Here is a 17,370-nt window from a genome sequence, read left to right as displayed (position 1 = left end):
CATGAACCTTCGGGCCCTTGATCGCAAGGCGACGGGCCGTATTCCGCACGGGTCCGCACGAGCGGCGCCCTCTTCCGGACACCTCGCCCGCGGACGGCCCCGAGACGGCCGATCGTCCGGTCAGGCCCGGCGGCGGCTCCGGAGCCGGCGCCAGGCCCCGCTCACCGGCATCACCACGGCGGGCAGGACCAGCAGCCCGGACACGGCGAGCCACCACACCGCGCCCTCACCCCGGCGCCAGCCGGCCACCACGCTCCCCAGCCAGCCGAAGAACGGCTGCGCGATCGGGGGCAGGAACGCCGCGAGCAGCAGCGCCGCCACGACCAGGACGCCCAGCACCGCGAACAGCCGCCGCGGGGTGCGGCCCATCGTCAGCACCGCCGTCGCCAGGTAGACGACCGCGCCCGCCAGCACCGGGAGGCCGACCCACTGCAGGATCGCGCCGCCGCTGTCGCCGATCACCAGGCCGGCCAGCAGCGCCAGCACGCCCGCCGCCAGCGAACCCGGCGTCCCCAGCCTGGACGCGCTCTGCGTGACCTTCGTCGTGCTCCGGGCCACCGTCCGCAGGATGCCCGCGACGGTCTTCGGCCAGCCGCCGGGCAGGTGGAACGCCACCGTCCCCGCGTTGACCGTCGCGGCGCCGAGCTTGACCAGCGTGCGCGTCAGCTGAGCCGTGCCCTGCTCGCCCGCGAGCTTCTCCGCCGACACCTGGCACGCCTGGAACACGCGCTGGGCGGCGGCCGCGTCGGTGATCGGCTGCGCGGCCCGCGCCCGGAACCCCGCCGACGCCTTCCCGCTGCACCCGCTCACCTTGACGTCGGCGGCCGCCTGCGTCGCGACGACCGGCAGCTCCTCCGCGGCGATCTCCGCCTGGCGCGTGCGGGCCAGCACCATCGCCGTCACCGGCATGCTGACCGGCCGGCCGGCGGCGAAGTCCACCGGGTCGAGCTCCGCATCCAGCCCGAGGAACGCCAGTTCCTCGTCGAGCTGGCCGGTCAGCTCCGCCACCTCGGCGGGCTCGGCGTTGTCGTCGCGGCCGGGAGCGCGCCAGATCGGCTTCAAGGCGGCGACCAGCTCGTCGCGGAAGGTCTCCGCCCCGACCAGGTCGCGCAGGGTCTCCAGCCGCCGCGGGTCGAGCAGGCACTGCACCAGCCAGCCGGCGCCGTCGACCCGGCCCCACATCCAGTCGCTGGCACGCCACGACGACTTGTAGAACGCGCCGAAGTAGTCCGCCTGCATCCCGGTCAGCTTGTCCCAAGACCGGCGGCGCTTCAGGTCCAGCAGCGTCCGCGAATCGGCGCTGACCTGCACGAGCTCCACCCGCTGGTCGACCGACGGCGCCTGCGCGAGCAGCCCCCGCGTCGCGACGTGCAGGCCGAGCAGCCGGGCCTGGACGACTTCGTCGCCGCCGTCGGGCAGGGCCAGCCAGTCGAGCAGTGTCTGCACCGTGTCGTCTTCCGCCGCTTCGGTCAGCGCCCGCAACGTCGGCGCCGCCGCGCGCAGCGCCGTCAGGACCATCGGCCAGGCCTGCGCGAGCACGTCCGAGCGGCCGAGCCCGGCCCACTCCTCGGCCAGCGCACGGATCCAGACCTCGAGCGTGCTGCTCGCACCGGGCCCGTCGTGCGCGGCGATCCACTGCGCCAGCCGCACGCCCCGGGCCGACTTCTGCCGCGCCGCGTGCAGCCCCGCGCGCGCTTCGTTCAGCTCCTTCGCCTGCGTGGCGTCGGGGCCGAGCCGGAACCCGCCGTTGATCAGCTGCAGCCCGGTCGCGACGGCGTCGTCGAGCGCGCTCGTGCGGTAGGCGACGAGGTCCGGCACCGTCACGGTGGCCGACGGCGGCTCGGGCGGGATGCCGCTGCTCAGCCCGGCCACGGCGACCGCGCGCAGCTGCTGCGACATGCCGGAGGCCCACTCGCGGTCCTCGGTGTCCACATCGGACAGTGCGTAGCGCCGGGTGGCCGCCTGGACCAGCTCGGCGGCGTCCTCCGCGGTCCGCCGGTCCAGGTAGGCGGTGGCCAGCCGCCGGTCGATCAGGCAGTCCGGGCCGCCGCGCAGGCCGAGCGCGGCCAGCGAAACGCGGGTGTCACGGGTCCGCACGACGGCGTCGTTGTGCCGGGTGAGGTCCTCGAGCTCGGCGCTGATCGACTGGCTCATCACCGTCGAGGCGACCCGGCTCATCGCGTTCGACAGCAGCGGCGGGTCCGCCGGGTCGCAGGCGACCTCGGTCACCTCCCGCTCGCCGGTCGGCACGACGTAGAGCAGCAGCCGCCGGACGTCCGCGTGCGACGGCCGTTCGAAGATCTCCCGCAGCGCCGGCCGCAGTGGCTTGTTGAGCAGCACGCCACCGTCGGTCAGCCAGTGCGACCGGGTCAGGTCGGTGTAGGCGGTCATGTCGGGGTGCAGCTCGTCGGCGCACTCGGCACCGATCGGCATCCGCGACAGCTCGAAGGCGCCCGGGAACGACGCGGTGGAGCGCGCGGCGAGCGCCAGCGGGCCCTGCACCCCTTGCATCCACAGTGGACCTTCGAAGCGGAAGAGCATGCGGTGTTCGGTGTCCCGCACGAGGTTCCCGAGCGCGTCGTCGAACCTGCTGGTCTCGCCGTCGATCATGGTGCCGGTGAGCAGCACGGTGACGTCCGGCGGCTCGCTGGGCGCGGCACCGGGGTCGGTGATCCGGTGCAGCGCCCGCTCGAGGTCGCCGAGCAGCACGCGATCGCCGTCGAGGATCGACCGCGGCTGCGCCTCGGCCGGGTCGCGGACGAGGTTCTCCAGCGACCCGATCTCGATCCAGGTGTCCCGCAGCACCTGCGGCGTCGAACCGAAGGCCTCGGCCAGTCCCAGGCAGGCGGCGTTGATGCCGCCGGCGCTGGTCCCGGTGAGCACGTCGATCGACACCGACGCGCGCAGGAGGTCGAGCAGCTTCCGGTAGAGCCCGGGCTCGGCGTCGCCCCGCGACTCGCGCAGCAGCTGCGACGTCTCGGTGGCGACGCCGCCCATCCAGATGGCGAGGCTGGCGCCGCCCACCATCGTCATCGCCAGGCGGATCTCCTGCTGCCACGGTTCAGCTGTCTGAGGCATGGGCTCCCCCGCCCGTCGTCGTCGGTGCCGACGCAGATTAGAGGCGCGAGGTGAGCCCGGGGATACGTACAGGTGTACGGCTGTTCGGGTGGACTTGCTCGCCCGGTCAGCCGCCCACGGTGACCACCACCTTGCCGAACTGCGCGTTCGCTTCGAGGTAGCGGTGCGACTCGGCGATCGCGGTGAGGTCGAACGTCCGGTCCACGCGCGGCCGGAACGTCCCGGCGCGCACGCCGGCGCGGATGAAGTGCTCCGCGCGGGCCAGCCGGCCGGGGTCCAGGGTCAGGTCGAAGGCGTTGAACAGCCGCATGGTCGGCACGAACCACAGCGGGAACGGGGTCTCCTTGGTGTCGAGCGCGCCGTACACGACCAGCGTTCCGCCCTTCGCCGTGGCTTCCGCGAGCTTGCGCACACCCTCCCCGGCGACGGCGTCGAAGACGAACTCCGCGCCGCGGCCGCCGGTGATTTCCTTCGTCCGGAAGGCGATGTCTTCGTCGTCCGTGACGATCACGTGCGCGGCGCCGGCGTCCAGGAGCCGCTGCTTCTTCGCCGCTGTCCGCGTCGCGGCGATGGGGATCGCGCCGATGTGGTTGACGACGTCGATCGTCGCGAGCCCGACGCTGCTCGACGCCGCCGTGATCAGCACGAAGTCACCGGGACGCACGCGGCCTTCGTCGACGATGGCGCCGTACGCGGTGAGGAACGGCCCCCACAGGGCCACCGTTTCGGCGGCGTCGAGCCCTTCGGGGCGGCGGAGCACCGCGGTGGCCGGCACGATCGCGGCCTCGCCGTAGACGCCGTGCGTCCGCATCGAAAACCCCGCGACGGTGCTGACGGCGTCGCCGGCTTCGAAGTTCGTGACCCCCTCACCGAGGGCCTCGACGATCCCGGAGGCGGAGTAGCCCAGCTTGGCCGGGAACTCGTCGGGGCGCTCGAAGTAGGTGCCGGCGCGGAACATCGCCTCCGCCCGGTTGAGCCCGATCGCCTCGACCCGCAGCCGCAGCTCGCCCGGGCCCGGCTCGCCGAGGTCGACGTCCACGAGCTCCAGCACTTCCGGTCCGCCTTCGGTCGCGAACCGCACTGCCTTCGTCATTCCTGGTTCCTTTCCGTGGTTGCCGGAATCGATCGTGGACCGGTTGCGTTTCCGCTGGAAGACGGCACTTTCCTGGTACGGCGGCACATGCCTGTTACGAACGAGGTCACAGCGATGGACGACGGCGAAACTCTTCCGGCCGAGATGTGCTCCCTGCGCGAGGTCCTGGACCTGGTGGGCGACAAGTGGGCGATCCGGGTCCTGGTCCAGCTCGGCGACGGACCGCGGCGGTTCAGCGAACTGGAGCGCGCTCTGGCGGGCGTGTCGAGGCGGATGTTGTCGCTGACGTTGCGCGGGCTGGAGCGCAACGGCCTGGTGACGCGGAAGGTCTACCCGGAGGTCCCGCCGCGGGTCGAGTACACGATGACGCCGCACGGGGCGGAGCTGGACGAACCGCTTCACGCGCTCTCGGCGTGGGCGGCGAAGCACCGCGCGAAGGTGGGCGAAGCGCGGCGGGCCTACGACGTGGCCAACGCCTAGGCCGCCAGGTGCTCCAGCAGCAGAACCTGACCCTCACCGACCGCGAAGCCCAGCACCGCACCGGTCGCGATCAGGATCCACTCGTCCTGCTCGAAGGCCGGCCGCAGCAGGCGCTCGAACTCGTGGGGTGAGAGCTCCTTCATCTTCGACACCAGCACGTTCCGGATGTCCATCGCGTCGGCCGCGTAGTCCTCGATGTACCGCATGGTCTCCGGCAGCCGGTTCATGATCTGCTCCGCGATCGCCAGCTTCATGTCCTGGTACTTCCGGCTGCCCACCGCGAACACCAGCAACGGCTTCGCGACGCTGACCCGGCGGCCCAGCTCGAGGTCGAGCTGACGCTGGATCAGCGCCAGCACCCGGTCGGACAACGGCCCGTGCAGGATCGCCTCGATGACGTTGTGCGGGGTGATGATCTCCCGGGCGATCAGCGACCCGTACGCCTCCGCGACCTCAGCGCGGCGCTTCAGGAACAAGCCCTGCCAAGTCACCCCGAAGTACTTGCGCGGCTCGATCGGGTAGAAGATCATCCGCAGCGCCAGCCAGTCGGTGAACCAGCCGGTGAAAAGGCCGAACAGCGGCATGATCAGCGGGAACTTGAACAGCACCCACGCGACCATCTGGATCACGCCGATCGCGCCGCCGAACACCAGCCCGGACCGCGCGATGAACTTGAACTCCTTCGCCCCCGCTTCCTGGAAGATGCGGTTCAGCAGCCGCTTGTCCTTGACCAGGCTGGTGACGACCATGCCCTTGAGGTCGAACACACTGTCCACATCGGACTTGATCAGGTCGAGCACGGCCGCGACCATCCGCGGCGACTCCTGCTGGACGCGCTCGATCACCAGCCGCTGCACCCGCACCGGCAGCGACTCCCACAGCCCCGGCTGGTAGTGCCCGGCCACCTCTCGCACGATGTCCTCGACGCCCGCGAGCAGCGGTTTCTCGATCTCCTGGGCGATGCGGGACGCGTCCAGCCGCGCCACGACCTCCGCCGGCTTGATCAGCTGCTCGGTCATCGTGTCGCAGGCGATGCTCGCCATCCGCGCGGCGCGCTTGGGCACGATGCCCTGCCAGCCCAGGAACGGCTTGACTCCGATGAACTCCACCGGCTGGAACATCATCCGGATCGCGACGAGCTTGGTGCCGTAGCCGATCAGCGCGGCGACGACCGGGATCGAGACGTAGAGGGGCCAGTGCTGGGCGAAGTCGGCGACGATGCCGGCGAGGAACGACCCCATCCGGGTCAGCCGAAGCTCGGGTCGCAGGCCTGCCAGAACTGCGCCCCCAGGCGCGAGATGTGGATCGTCCGCCGGACGTACTTCGCGCGTTTGACGTGCTTCTCCGCGTCACGCACGGTCTCGTCGGTCAGCAGGATCTCGTACTGCGTCTCCAGCGACGGCACCTCTTCGTCGAGGTCGACCAGGCCCAGGCCGATCAGCCGCGTGACGTACCCGGGCACCTGGTCGGGCAGCGACACCCCGGCCGACTTGCCGACCGTCGACGCGTTGCGCAGCGCGACGCGCCCGCTGCTGCCGATGCCGGTGCGCTCGACGACGTCGACCACGGGGAACGGCGAGCCGTCCGAGAGCGCGGACAGGATGCGCGCCTCGTCCGGGGTCAGCTGGCGCAGGATGATCGCGTAGAAGTACTCGCGGGCCCGCTCGCGACCGAAGCCGATGGAGTGGTTGAGCAGCTCGGCCATCGCGGCGCGCAGCGGCTCGGCGTGGTTGTCGCGCGCCGGCACGATGGTGACCGCGGCTTCGACCTTCCCGGGCACCGCCGGGCGGTTCATCGCGGACGCCGCGGTGAGCGCCGCGTGGTAGGGGTCGTCGACCTCGTCGAGCCGGCGGCGCAGCTCGGCCAGCAGCTGGCGCTCGACCTGCCGCACCCCGCGTTCGGCGGTTTCGACGCCGGGGAGCCTGCGGCCGAGCGCGAACCCGGTGCGCGCGGCCCAGCCCGCCAGCTGCCCGGCGCGGCGCGCCAGGTCGGCCACCTCGTCGCCGGTGCCCCGGCCGTTCGGTCGCTCTGCGTTCACCGGCGGACTCCCCTCTGCTTACGGGCTGATGCTACCTGCGGGTAGGCCGAATGGTGGTGTGACATCCGTGTTGGATGGACGCCATGAGTCCGACGCGCTGGGGCCCGCCGATCGACGTCCTCCCGTACTTCTCGAAAGAAGAGCAAGCGCTGATGACGCTGCTCGGCGCGCTGACCGACGAGGATTGGCGGCGGCCGACGATGTGCGCGGGCTGGTCGGTCAAGGACGTCGCCGCCCACCTGCTGGGAGACAAGGTCGGCCGGCTGTCCCGAAGCCGCGACGGGCACACCTCCGAAGCCCCCCGCGCGGGTGAGTCCTTCCCCCGCTTCATCGACCGGCTCAACGAGGAGTGGGTCGTCGCCTGCCGCCGTCTCTCGACGGACGTCCTGCTCACCATGATGTACGAGTTCATGGGCCAGACGACCGAATACTGGGCGAAGCTGGACCTCGACGGCGACGGCGAGCCGGTCAGCTGGGCGGGCGACGAGCCGGCGCCGCGCTGGCTGGACGCGGCCCGCGACTATTCGGAGTTCTGGGTCCACCACGTGCAGATCCGCGAAGCGCTGGAGCACACGCCGCTGGAGGCCGAGTACGCCGAGCCGATCGCCGACACGTTCGTCCGCGCGCTCCCGCACACCCTGCGCGACGTCGAGGCGCGCGTCGGCAAGCAGGTGGGGTACACGGTCACCGGCGCCGGCAGGTGGTACGCCCGCCGCGAGCGCGACGGCTGGGTCCTGGACCGGGGCGCGCCGCCGTCGCGCACGCCGCTGGCCACCGTGACGACGGACCTGGACACGTTCTGGCGGCTCTGCACGCGCAACGCCGCCGACGTCGGCCGCGTCCGGACGACCGGGGACGAAAACGTTTGCGCACAGCTCCTGACAATGACCTCGATCATCGCCTGAGCCGTCACTTTCCCTAGGAAAGATACGTCTGAGGGGCCCTCCGGACGCATCTTTCCTAGGGAAAGTGATGCGTCAGCGGGGGCGGCGGGCCTGCTTGCGCAGCTGCAGGATCCGGGCGCCGCCGATCAGCGCGACCAGCACCGCGCCGCCGATGGCCGAGAACAGCATCGCGATGGCCAGCGGCAGGCTGCCTTCGGCGCCGAAGAAGCGCACCGTCGCCGGGTCGAGGTTCTGCAGGATGAAGACCAGCAGGACGACCAGCACGACCAGACCGGCGATGACGGCGACCCAGGTGCCGCTGATCCGCGTCGGCCGGCTCCGGCCCCTGGTGGCCGCTCCGGTCCTGGCCGGCGCCGGGCGCACCGGCGCGACCTCCTCGGCGCCGGGCCGGACGTCGCCGGCACGCAGCTCGGCGGGCTCGAGGGCGCCCTCGGGCACCTCGCTCCCGGGCAGGTCCTGGTGTGTCGGGCCGGTGGGGTGGTCGGCCGCGTCCCCGCGCGCGTGCGTCATGTGTTCAGTGTCCGTCCGGCACGCGGGGAGCGCTGTGTCAAACCCCCTAACGGGCGAAGCCGTCGACCTCCCGCAGCACGCGGAGCGTGTTCTTCCCGGCCAGCTTCGCGCAGTCCTCGTCACTCCACCCGCGCTCGAGCAGCGCCGCGAACAGCACCGGGTACTTGGACGTGTCCTCGAGGCCCTCCGGCAGCGTGCCGACGCCGTCGTAGTCGCCGCCGAGGCCGATGTGGTCGATCCCGGCGACCTCGCGGGCGTGCTCGACGTGCGCGACGACGTCGTCGACGGTGGCCTTCGGCTTGACCGGGCCGTCCCACTCCTTCACGAACTCCCCGCGCTGGGCCAGGTTCCGGTACTCCTTGCCCGCGGCCTCCATCGCGGCCTTCAGCTCCTGGTCCCACGCGCTCACCTTCGGCGAGATGAACGCCGGCACGAACGTGGTCATCGCGACGCCGCCGTTGCCGGGCAGCAGCGCGAGGACGTCGTCCGGGATGTTGCGCGGGTGGTCGTTCACCGCGAGGCAGGAGGAGTGGCTGAAGATCACCGGGACCGAGCTGACCTCGATCGCCGCGCGCATCGTCGACGGCGCGACGTGCGAGAGGTCGACCATCATCCCGATCTTGTTCATCTCGCGCACGACGTCGCGGCCGAACTCGGTGAGCCCGCCGTGGGCCGGCTCGTCGGTGCCCGAGTCGGCCCAGGTGGTGTTGAAGTTGTGCGTCAGCGTCATGTACCGGACGCCGAGCCGGCGCAGGATCCGCAGCACGCCGAGCGACTCGGCGATGCTGTGCCCGCCCTCGGCGCCGAGCAGCGACGCGATCCGGCCGTCGGCGAACGCGGCCTCGGCCTCGTCGGCGGTGTCGACCAGCCGGAGCCGGTCGGGGTAGCGCTCGGCCAGCTGGTGGACGACCTCGATCTGCTCCAGCACCGCCGTGACTGCGCTGTGGCCTTCGAACTCACAGGGCACGTACACCGACCAGAACTGCATCCCGAGCTTCCCGTCGGCGAGCTTCGGGAAGTCGGTGTGCAGGGCCGGCTGCCGGACGGTCAGGTCGAGCGACGCGGCCGCCTCGACCGGGTTCGGACCGCCGTGCTGGCGCAGCTCCCACGGCAGGTCGTTGTGCCCGTCGGCGAGGATGGTGGCGTCCAGCAGTTTCGTAGCACGCTGTAGTGCCTCGTTAGTCATCGCCCGATCGTAGGACCAGCCGATATACGGCCCGTACAAACGTCAGGGCGTGATCCACTTCCGGGCTGCCCGGACGCCGTCCGGCGTGATCAGGTGCCCACCGGGGTGGCGCTGCGTGACGACGTCGGCCCCGCGTTCGCGCAGCAGCCCGATCAGCTCCTCCGTGGACGCCAGGGGGGCCATCGGGTCGTGTTCGCCGTTGGCCAGGAAGACGCGGGACGCGCTCAGGTCGTGGTCCGGCGGGTCCGGGACCGGCGACATCGCCGCGAACAGCGCGGCTTCGCGGACGACGTCCGGCCGCAGCAGCGTCGCCGCGGCCGCGATGTTGGCGCCGTTCGAGAAGCCGACGGCGACCAGCCGCCGGTCACCGAGCCCGTACTTCTCCCGGGCTTCGAGGACGAAGTCCGCGAGCTGGTTCGCGCGCTTGACGACGTCTTCGTGATCGAACACGCCCTCGGCGAGCCGCCGGAACCAGCGCGCGGCGCCGTACTCGGACACCGGGCCGGCCGGGGCCAGCACGGCGGAGTCCGGGCTCAGCTCGCGCGCCAGGCCGAGCAGGTCGTCCGGGCTGCCGCCGGTGCCGTGCAGCAGGAGCAGCAACGGCGCGTCCGGCGAACCCTCGACGTACTTGTGCTCCAGCGTCATGACAGCTCCGGGTTGTTTTCGGCGGGGAGGTTCAGCTTCGGCAGCATGTGCTGGATCTCTTCGCGGCGCGGCTCGAGCCACGGCGGCAGCTTGAGCGCGCGGCCCAGCTCCAGCAGCGGCTCGTCGATGGCGAAGCCGGGTTCGTCGGTCGCGACCTCCAGCAGCGTGCCGCCCGGCTCGCGGAAGTAGATCGAGCGGAAGTACTGGCGGTCCAGGATGGACGTCACGTGCACGCCCTGGTCGACGAGCTCTTCGCGCCAGGCTTTCTGGGTCGGCTCGTCCGGCGCGCGCCAGGCGACGTGGTGCACGGTGCCGGCGGCGACCAGCCCGCGCGGCGCGTCCGGCGTCACGAGGACGTCGACCAGCGCGCCGGGCCCGCCCTCGCCGGCGGCGAAACGCAGGCGGTTGCTGTCCTGGGTGGCGAAGCTGAGGCCGAGGCCGTCGGTGAGCATGCCGGCGGTGGCGTCTTCCTTCGTCACGGAGAGTGTCACCGAGTGCAGGCCGCGGATCGCGTGCTCGGCCGGGACCAGCTCGGTGTCCCACGGGTCGCGCGGGTCGCCCTGCGGGTGCGCGACGAGGGCGAGTTTCAGGCCGTCGGGGTCACGGAACGTGAGCGTGTCCTCGTCGTCGGCGTTGCGGATCTCGCCCGTTTCGATCTGCTGGGCGTTCAGGTGCTGCTTCCACCAGCCGATGGAGGCCTCGGGGATCGAGAACGACGTGGTCGTGGCCTGGCCGGTGCCGTGGCGGCCGCTCGGCGCGTCGGGCCACGGGAAGAAGGTCATCAGCGAGCCGGGCTTGCCGGCGCTGTCGCCGTAGTAGAGGTGGTAGGTGCCCGGGTCGTCGAAGTTCACGGTGGTCTTCACCAGCCGCAGGCCCAGGGTCCGCAGGTAGAAGTCGGCGTTGCGCTGCGGGTCGCCGCCGATCGCGGTGACGTGGTGCAGGCCGGACGTCTTGATCGCCATGGTTGCCTCCTGGATTCAAGGTAACCCCAGAACCTCTCGCGAGCAAGATATATTCCGTGCAGACTTTCCGGTAAGCTGGGCCGGTGGATCCGAAGACCGACGACGACGAGATCGTCACGTGGTGGGGCCTGGTCATCGAGGGCTACCTGGCCACGCAGGACAAGCTGATGGGCGAGATCGCCGACCGCCTCGGGCTCGCGCCCGCGTCGTTCGACATCCTGCTGCGGCTGGTCCGCTCGCCCGACCACCGGATGCCGATGACCAAGCTGGCCACGGAGGCGGCCCTGTCCAGCGGCGGTTTCACGAAGGTCGCCGACCGCCTGGTGGCGGCGGACCTGATCTGCCGCGTCCCGAGCCCGGACGACCGCCGCGTCACGTTCGCGTCCCTGACCGAGCACGGTCTGGAGATGGCGAACAAGGCCCGCGAGGCGGCCGCCGAGATTCTGCGCCGCATCGTGCTGACCCCGCTGGGTGACGACGCCCCGGCACTCGCGGAAGCGATGCGGACACTGCGCGCGTTCAACGGCTGACGGTGAAAAAGTCGTGGTCACAGCGGTGCGCGTCGCGGCGCACCATGGGAGCCATGCTGACCGAATCCACCATCACGACGATGCTCCCGGTGACCGACAGCGAACGCGCCGGCCACTTCTACGCGGACTCCCTGGGCCTGAAGCAGACGGGGAAGGGCGAAGACGGAACGCTGTACTTCGCGGCGGGCGCGGGTGCCATCGGGCTCCGGACCATGCCGGCGGGCGCGCAGAGCGAGAACACGGCGTTGAGCTTCGAGGTCTCGGACCTTTCGACCGAGGTCAGAGCCCTGGAAGACCGCGGCGTGCAGTTCCAGGACTTCGACCTGGAGGGCCTGAAGACGGCCGACCACATCGCCGAGCTGGGGAACGAGCGGGCCGCCTGGTTCACCGACTCCGAAGGCAATGTGCTCTGCCTGCACGAAGTCCTCACCTGACACCGTCGTGAGTGAGAAACAGGGTTAGAACACCGCTTCTCACTCACGACCCCTAGGCGAGCGACGGCATCAGCTTCACCGCGTTGCCCCCGAGGACGCCGTTCAGGACGTCCTCGGGCCACCCCAGCCCGATCAGCGTCCGCACGTTCTTCGCCACGCTCGGCACCCCGGGCCAGTCCGTCCCGAACACGAACTTCCCGGCCAGGCGGCCGAGATCGAACCGCTGGTAGTACTCCGGCAGCTTCTTCGGCGGCAGCCCGGCGAGGTCCAGCCAGACGTTTTCCCGCGCCAGCGCGAGGAAAGCCGCCACGTCGTACCACCAGCCGCGGCCGCCGTGGGCGAAGACGAACTGCAGTGAAGGGAAGTCCTCGACCACGTCGGACATCAGCTCGGGGTTCCCGAAGCTCGTGCGGGACCCCGGGAAACTCGACGTTCCCGAGTGGAGGATCACCGGCACCCCACGATCGGCGCACAGCTGGTAGACCGGGTACATCTCCTTGTCCGCCGGGGAAAACGCGCCGTGCACCGGGTGGATCTTCAACGCCACCGCACCCAGGTCCAGCTGGCGCGCGACCTCCGTGGCCGCCGGGTGGTGCAGGTACGGGTTGACGTTGGCCACGAGCCGGAACCGCGTCGGATTGTGCTCCACCAGCGGCAGGTTGTCCTCGATGGGCTGGATCCCCGTCGCCCGTGGGCTGTACTCGCAGAACAGCAGCACCCGGTCGACGCCCTCGGACTCCATCAGCTCGTCCATCGCCGACGGGACCACCGAGCCGTCTTCGGCGTACACCGAACGCCACGGGTACGCACCCGCGAAGTCGTGCGCCCACTGCATCCAGGCGGGTTTGAGCGTCGGCAGCCGGGGGGCGTGGACGTGCGCGTCCACCACGAAGTAGCCGTCGATCACGTGCTGGGCACCACCCGCAGGGCGTCCCGGACCTGCTCGCGGATCACGTTGCGGCGGATCTTGCCCGTCGCCGTCTTCGGCAGTTCCGCCAGTTCGACCACTCCGCGCGGGCGCTTGAACGCCGCGAGGCCCTCGCGGCAGAACTCGATCAGCTCGTCCGGGTCGACCGCGAAACCGGGTGCCGCGACCACGCACGCCACCGGCTTGTCGAGCCCGTCGGCGTCCGGCGCGGCGACCACCGCGACCTCCGCGACCGCCGGGTGCTGCCGCAGCCGTTCCTCCACTTCGGACGGTGACACCCAGATCCCGCCCGCCTTCAGCATGTCCCCGAACCGGCCCAGGCAGCTGTACGTGCCGTCCTCGTTCCGCACGTAGCTGTCGCCGGTCCGCAGCCACTCGCCCTGGAACACGTGCTTCGTCGCGTCGTAGCGCGCCCAGTAGCCGGTCGCCGTCGACGGGCCGGCCACGTACAGCTCGCCCGGCTTGCCGGCGGCGTCGATCACCGCGCCCGCCTCGTCGCGGATCTGCACGGAGTACCCGGGCACCGGGACGCCGGTGCTGCCGGGCCGCACCGCGCGGGGCTTGTTCGACAGGAAGATGTGGAGCGCCTCGGTGGACCCGATGCCGTCGAGGATCTCCAGCCCGAAGCGGGCGCGGAACCGTTCGAACAGCGACGCCGGCAGCGGCTCGCCCGCCGAAACCGCGTGCCGCACCGAAGCGAACGAGTCGTCCGGGACGTCGCTGGCGAGCAGCGCCGCGTAGAACGTCGGGACGGCGAAGAACAGCGAAGGCGCTTCTTCGCGGGCCCGTCTGGCGAACAACGCCGGAGTCGGGCGCGAGGGCTCGAGCAGGGCGGTCCCGCCCGCGCCGAGCGGGAAGAAGCACGAATTCCCCAGCCCGTAGGCGAAGAAGAGCTTCGGCACGGACAGGAACCGGTCGGCCGGAGTGGTCGCCAGCACGCCGCGCGCGTACGTCTCGCACACCGCGCGGATGCTGGCGTGCCGGTGCATCGCGCCCTTCGGCTGCCCCGTCGTCCCCGACGTGTACAGCCACAACGCGGGCGAGTCCTCCCACGTCCGTCCACTGCGGAACGAACCGCTCAGCGACGCCCACTCGTGCGTCCGGACGCCGAACCCGGCCGCGTCGGACCGGTCGAGCAGGACGTCGGTGACCTCGGGCGCGAACCCCAGCGCGGTCACCGCCTGCTCGGCGAACTCGCCGGACACGCACAGCAGGCGCGCCCGCGAGTCGGCCAGCATCTTGCCCAGCTCGAGCCCGGTGACCATGGTCGAGACCGGCACGGCGACCGCGCCGGCCAGCATCGCGCCGAGGATGCCGGTGAGCAGCTCGACGTCGTCGACCATGCAGAACATGACGCGCTCTTCGGGCCGCACGCCGAGCTCGGCGAGCCCGCCCGCGACGCGCCGGGACTCGGCCGCCAGCTCGGCGTAGGTGAGCGTGCGGCGGGGAGACACGACCGCGGTCGCGTCCGGGTGCCCGGCCGAAAGCAGGTACTCCGCGGCATTGAACCCTGTCGCCACCAGACCTCCTACGTGAGGTAGACGTACTCGTAGTCGAAGGGCTTCCCGTTGATGCCCTGCCGCGGCGGGGCCACCCAGCTCGCGATCTTCCCCCGCTCGTACACCGGGTGCATGAGCGAGCGGACGAACGTCAGGTCCTCGGTGGTGGGCAGCCACTTGCTCTTGCCGGCCTGCCAGGTCGCCTCGTCGACGATGGTGCCGTCGGGAGTGACGTGGTGGCCGGAGTTTATGCCGACTTCGCGGTTGAAGCCAGGGTGCGGCAAGCGGAACGTGTGATCGACACCGGCGTCGGCGAGGATCTTGTTCCAGCGCTTCACGCCGGTCTGGCAGTCGGCCACGTACTCGCTGCGCAGGTCGAGGTTCAGCAACAGGATCGCCTGCATCTCCTCCGACGTCCAAGTGCCGTCGGCGGCCGGTTTCTCCAGCGTGCGGGCGTCGTCGGTGAGCTTGTGGTCGTCCTTGCGGCGGGTCTCCTGCCAGCGGCCCTTGAGCCCGGCGGTGTAGTAGTTCGCCGCGTTCGTCGACGTCTCGCTGCCGAACAGGTCGAGCGAAACGGTGTAGTGGAAGTTGATGTACTTCTGGATGATGTCCAGCGGGATGCCGCCGTGCGGTCCGATGTCGAGCGTGTCGTGCTCACGGATCAGCTCGGCGCTGCGGGTCACCACGCGGTCGACGCCGGTGGTACCGACCATCATGTGGTGCGCCTCCTCCTTCAGCATGAACTCGCAGGTGCGCGAGAGCGGGTCGAAGGAGCTCTCCTTGAGCGTGCCGAGCTGGTACTTCCCGTCGCGGTCGGTGAAGTAGGTGAACATGTAGAAGGCCAGCCAGTCGGCGGTCTCCTCGTTGAACGCGCCGAGGATGCGGGGCGCGTCGGGGCTGCCGGAGTTGCGCAGCAGCAGCCCTTCGGCCTCGTCACGGCCTTCGCGGCCGAAGTAGGCGTGCAGCAGGTACACCATCGCCCACAGGTGCCGGCCTTCTTCGACGTTGACCTGGAAGAGGTTCCGCAGGTCGTAGAGGCTCGGCGCGGTGAGCCCGAGGAGCTTCTGCTGCTCGACGGACGCCGGTTCGGTGTCGCCCTGGATGACGATCAGCCGCTGCAGGTCGGCGCGGTATTCGCCGGGCACCTGCTGCCAGACCTCCTCGCCCTTGTGCTCCCCGAAGGCGATCCGCCGGTCCGGGTCGCGCTCGGCGAGGAAGATGCCCCACCGGTAGTCCGGGACGTTGACGTGGTCGAAGTGCGCCCACCCCTCCCGGCCGACGCTGACCGCGGTGCGCAGGTAGACGCCCTGGGTCTCCAGCGTCGGGCCCATCTCGCCCCACCAGTGCATGAACTTCGGCTGCCAGCCCTCCAGCGCGCGCTGGAGCCGCCGGTCTTCCGAGAGGTTGACGTTGTTGGGGATCTTGGCGTCGTAGTCGATCTTCTCGGGCATCTGCGCTAGACCCGCTTCCTGTCGAAGACGGCCTTCTGACCCGTACCGTATCGGCGCAGCGCGCCTTCCGGCCCGGATGCGTTCGGCCGGGTGAAAATCCAGTTCTGCCAAGCCGCCAGCCGGCCGAAGATCTTGGTCTCGATGGTCTCGGGACCGACGAACCGGTGGTTGGCCTCCAGGCCGGTGAGCGCGTCCGGCGAAAGCGACGCCCGGCCCTCCAGCGCGATCCGGATCTCGTCCTCCCAGTCGAGGTCGTCCGGGGCGTCGGTGACCAGGCCGAGCTCGACGGCTTCGGCCGCGCTCAGCTCGTGGTCCTTTTCACGCGCGAGCCAGGCGAGGTGGTCGTCGTCGCCGTGGAAGCGCGCCTGCAGGCGGGTCAGGCCGTTGCCCATCGGGAACGGCCCGAAGTTGGCCTCGGACAACCTGATCGTCGCCCGCTCGTCGCTGTCCTCGTCGTCGATCGGCGGGCCGTCGAGGATGTACTGGCGGTCGGCGGCGAGCGCGAGTTCCAGCAGCGAACCGGCGAAGCAGCTGCCCGGCTCGATCAGCGCGATCAGGCTGCGGCTGGTGACGTCGAGGCGCTTGAGCGTGCGCTTGAAGTACTGCGTGATCTCGTTGCCCAGCCAGTCCTTCGCGCCGAAGACAGCCTGCTCGTGCGCGAGCACCTTCTCCGGGTCGCCCTGGGTCTTCAGGATCCACGTGCCGGCTTCGACCTCGTTGGTGCGCAGCCGGAGGATCGCGTCGTCCAGCTCGCGGGTCATCGCGAGGAACCAGCCGTTCGCGCCCTCTTCGTGCAGGTCACCCGGGTCGTTCTCGGGCCCCTTGATGGTGATCGTGACCTGGTCCTTGGTCACGTCCGTGTCGACATAGCGATGTTCGAGCGGGGTCAGCTCGATGCCGCCCTCACCGGTCCGGTCGGACTCGCGCGCGATCTCCCGGGCCCGCTTGGCCACGGCCTCGCGGAACCCTTGGCGCGGCACCAGTTCGTCCACCAGGCGCCAGTCGACCGCGGTCTTCCCCTTGACGCCGTCGGGGCGCGTCGCGAAGACGTCGGCGAGGTCGCGCCGGACCCGCCGCTTGTCCACCACGCGCGTCAGGCCGCCGGTACCGGGCAGCACACCGAGCAGCGGCACCTCGGGCAGCGCGACGGTGGAGGAGTTGTCGTCGATCAGCAGGATCTTTTCGCAGGCCAGCGCGATCTCGTAGCCGCCGCCGGCGCAGGTGCCGTTCACCGCGGCGACGTACGTCTGGCCGGAGTGCTCGGTGGCGTCCTCCATGCCGTTGCGGGTCTCGTTGGTGAACTTGCAGAAGTTCACCTTCCAGTGGTGCTCGGACGCGGCGAGCATCCGGATGTTCGCGCCGGCGCAGAAGACCTTGTCCTTCGCGCTCGTCACCACCACCACGCGGACCTCGGGGTGCTCGAACCGCAGCCGCTGGGTGGCGTCGTACAGCTCGATGTCGACCCCGAGGTCGTAGGAGTTGAGCTTGAGCTCGTAGCCCGGGACGAGCCCGCCCTGCTCGTCGACGTCCATTTCCAGCCACGCCACCTCCCCGTCGACGTGGAGGCGCCAGTGGCGGTACTCGTCCGGACGGCGGTCGAAGGTCACCGGTGTGGTGGTGGTCACTCACCC

General features: G+C 70.7%; 16 protein-coding genes. 4 read left to right on the top strand and 12 right to left on the bottom strand.

Features of this window, described 5'->3' with window-relative positions:
• Nucleotides 1-120: 120 nt before the first annotated feature.
• The gene (locus QRX60_RS15675; RefSeq protein WP_286001509.1) at nucleotides 121-3,078 is read right to left on the bottom strand and encodes a patatin-like protein; all 2,958 of its coding nucleotides are present in this window, start codon (nucleotides 3,076-3,078) and stop codon (nucleotides 121-123) included.
• A 106-nt stretch (nucleotides 3,079-3,184) separates the two neighbouring features.
• A complete protein-coding gene (locus QRX60_RS15670) occupies nucleotides 3,185-4,171 on the bottom strand; it encodes a zinc-dependent alcohol dehydrogenase family protein (protein ID WP_286001508.1) in 987 nt (328 codons plus the stop codon).
• 114 nt (nucleotides 4,172-4,285) lie between these two features.
• Here QRX60_RS15670 and QRX60_RS15665 point away from each other — a divergent pair, with 114 nt between their 5' ends.
• Nucleotides 4,286-4,651 carry a winged helix-turn-helix transcriptional regulator gene (locus QRX60_RS15665; RefSeq protein WP_286001507.1) on the top strand — a complete coding sequence of 122 codons (366 nt, stop codon included), beginning with the start codon at nucleotides 4,286-4,288 and terminating at the stop codon, nucleotides 4,649-4,651.
• On the opposite strand, the gene QRX60_RS15660 is transcribed toward QRX60_RS15665, so the two are convergent.
• Both QRX60_RS15660 and QRX60_RS15655 read right to left on the bottom strand, forming a co-directional pair.
• Nucleotides 4,648-5,892 (bottom strand): DUF445 domain-containing protein, encoded by a 1,245-nt coding sequence (locus QRX60_RS15660; protein ID WP_286001506.1) that lies wholly within the window; start codon nucleotides 5,890-5,892, stop codon nucleotides 4,648-4,650. The two genes, QRX60_RS15665 and QRX60_RS15660, sit on opposite strands and share 4 nt — an antisense overlap.
• Before the next feature lie 5 nt (nucleotides 5,893-5,897).
• Entirely contained in the window at nucleotides 5,898-6,689 is a 792-nt protein-coding gene (locus tag QRX60_RS15655) for an Abi-alpha family protein (protein ID WP_286001505.1), read from the bottom strand.
• Between the two features lie 83 nt (nucleotides 6,690-6,772).
• Between QRX60_RS15655 and QRX60_RS15650 the strand changes: the two genes are divergently transcribed.
• A complete protein-coding gene (locus QRX60_RS15650) occupies nucleotides 6,773-7,594 on the top strand; it encodes a maleylpyruvate isomerase family mycothiol-dependent enzyme (protein WP_286001504.1) in 822 nt (273 codons plus the stop codon).
• Nucleotides 7,595-7,666: 72 nt separating this feature from the next.
• Here the strand turns inward: QRX60_RS15650 and QRX60_RS15645 are convergent, their stop codons facing one another.
• Genes QRX60_RS15645 through QRX60_RS15630 form a run of 4 tightly spaced genes read right to left on the bottom strand, consistent with a single transcriptional unit; the run spans nucleotide 7,667 to nucleotide 10,897 of the window.
• Nucleotides 7,667-8,104, bottom strand: a complete 438-nt coding sequence (locus QRX60_RS15645) for a LapA family protein (protein ID WP_286001503.1) — start codon at nucleotides 8,102-8,104, stop codon at nucleotides 7,667-7,669.
• A gap of 46 nt (nucleotides 8,105-8,150) precedes the next feature.
• Nucleotides 8,151-9,290 (bottom strand): dipeptidase, encoded by a 1,140-nt coding sequence (locus QRX60_RS15640; RefSeq protein ID WP_286001502.1) that lies wholly within the window; start codon nucleotides 9,288-9,290, stop codon nucleotides 8,151-8,153.
• Between the two features lie 42 nt (nucleotides 9,291-9,332).
• Complete coding sequence (locus QRX60_RS15635; RefSeq protein WP_286001501.1) at nucleotides 9,333-9,935, bottom strand: alpha/beta hydrolase; 603 nt, start codon at nucleotides 9,933-9,935, stop codon at nucleotides 9,333-9,335.
• A complete protein-coding gene (locus QRX60_RS15630; RefSeq protein WP_286001500.1) occupies nucleotides 9,932-10,897 on the bottom strand; it encodes a ring-cleaving dioxygenase in 966 nt (321 codons plus the stop codon). The genes QRX60_RS15635 and QRX60_RS15630 overlap by 4 nt, the downstream gene beginning before the upstream one ends.
• A gap of 83 nt (nucleotides 10,898-10,980) precedes the next feature.
• Here QRX60_RS15630 and QRX60_RS15625 point away from each other — a divergent pair, with 83 nt between their 5' ends.
• Together QRX60_RS15625 and QRX60_RS15620 are read left to right on the top strand one after the other, a co-directional pair.
• Nucleotides 10,981-11,427 (top strand): MarR family winged helix-turn-helix transcriptional regulator, encoded by a 447-nt coding sequence (locus QRX60_RS15625; RefSeq protein WP_286001499.1) that lies wholly within the window; start codon nucleotides 10,981-10,983, stop codon nucleotides 11,425-11,427.
• A 53-nt stretch (nucleotides 11,428-11,480) separates the two neighbouring features.
• Nucleotides 11,481-11,861, top strand: coding sequence for a VOC family protein (locus tag QRX60_RS15620; protein ID WP_286001498.1), 381 nt, complete (start codon nucleotides 11,481-11,483; stop codon nucleotides 11,859-11,861).
• A gap of 52 nt (nucleotides 11,862-11,913) precedes the next feature.
• Here QRX60_RS15620 and QRX60_RS15615 read toward each other — a convergent pair whose 3' ends face one another.
• Genes QRX60_RS15615 through boxC form a run of 4 tightly spaced genes read right to left on the bottom strand, consistent with a single transcriptional unit; the run spans nucleotide 11,914 to nucleotide 17,364 of the window.
• The gene (locus tag QRX60_RS15615) at nucleotides 11,914-12,768 is read right to left on the bottom strand and encodes an amidohydrolase family protein (protein WP_286001497.1); all 855 of its coding nucleotides are present in this window, start codon (nucleotides 12,766-12,768) and stop codon (nucleotides 11,914-11,916) included.
• Entirely contained in the window at nucleotides 12,765-14,309 is a 1,545-nt protein-coding gene (locus QRX60_RS15610) for a benzoate-CoA ligase family protein (RefSeq protein ID WP_286001496.1), read from the bottom strand. The genes QRX60_RS15615 and QRX60_RS15610 overlap by 4 nt, the downstream gene beginning before the upstream one ends.
• Before the next feature lie 8 nt (nucleotides 14,310-14,317).
• Nucleotides 14,318-15,739, bottom strand: coding sequence for a benzoyl-CoA 2,3-epoxidase subunit BoxB (boxB, locus tag QRX60_RS15605; RefSeq protein WP_286001495.1), 1,422 nt, complete (start codon nucleotides 15,737-15,739; stop codon nucleotides 14,318-14,320).
• Between the two features lie 5 nt (nucleotides 15,740-15,744).
• Complete coding sequence (boxC, locus tag QRX60_RS15600) at nucleotides 15,745-17,364, bottom strand: 2,3-epoxybenzoyl-CoA dihydrolase (RefSeq protein ID WP_286001494.1); 1,620 nt, start codon at nucleotides 17,362-17,364, stop codon at nucleotides 15,745-15,747.
• Between the last annotated feature and the right edge of the window lie 6 nt (nucleotides 17,365-17,370).

Origin of the sequence: Amycolatopsis mongoliensis (assembly GCF_030285665.1) — a bacterium.
GTDB classification, from domain to species: Bacteria; Actinomycetota; Actinomycetes; order Mycobacteriales; family Pseudonocardiaceae; genus Amycolatopsis; species Amycolatopsis mongoliensis.
Note: the sequence above shows the minus strand (reverse complement) of the source record. Positions and strands in the feature narration are given on the sequence as shown.

Bases quoted from the DNA above. Each gene is read 5' to 3' on its own strand.
- QRX60_RS15620 (WP_286001498.1), top strand. From the start codon at position 11,481: ATGCTGACCGAATCCACCATCACGACGATGCTCCCGGTGACCGACAGC.
- QRX60_RS15630 (WP_286001500.1), bottom strand. From the start codon at position 10,897: ATGGCGATCAAGACGTCCGGCCTGCACCACGTCACCGCGATCGGCGGC.
- QRX60_RS15670 (WP_286001508.1), bottom strand. From the start codon at position 4,171: ATGACGAAGGCAGTGCGGTTCGCGACCGAAGGCGGACCGGAAGTGCTG.
- QRX60_RS15645 (WP_286001503.1), bottom strand. From the start codon at position 8,104: ATGACGCACGCGCGCGGGGACGCGGCCGACCACCCCACCGGCCCGACA.
- QRX60_RS15660 (WP_286001506.1), bottom strand. From the start codon at position 5,892: ATGGGGTCGTTCCTCGCCGGCATCGTCGCCGACTTCGCCCAGCACTGG.
- QRX60_RS15650 (WP_286001504.1), top strand. From the start codon at position 6,773: ATGAGTCCGACGCGCTGGGGCCCGCCGATCGACGTCCTCCCGTACTTC.
- QRX60_RS15665 (WP_286001507.1), top strand. From the start codon at position 4,286: ATGGACGACGGCGAAACTCTTCCGGCCGAGATGTGCTCCCTGCGCGAG.
- boxB (WP_286001495.1), bottom strand. From the start codon at position 15,739: ATGCCCGAGAAGATCGACTACGACGCCAAGATCCCCAACAACGTCAAC.
- QRX60_RS15675 (WP_286001509.1), bottom strand. From the start codon at position 3,078: ATGCCTCAGACAGCTGAACCGTGGCAGCAGGAGATCCGCCTGGCGATG.
- QRX60_RS15640 (WP_286001502.1), bottom strand. From the start codon at position 9,290: ATGACTAACGAGGCACTACAGCGTGCTACGAAACTGCTGGACGCCACC.
- QRX60_RS15635 (WP_286001501.1), bottom strand. From the start codon at position 9,935: ATGACGCTGGAGCACAAGTACGTCGAGGGTTCGCCGGACGCGCCGTTG.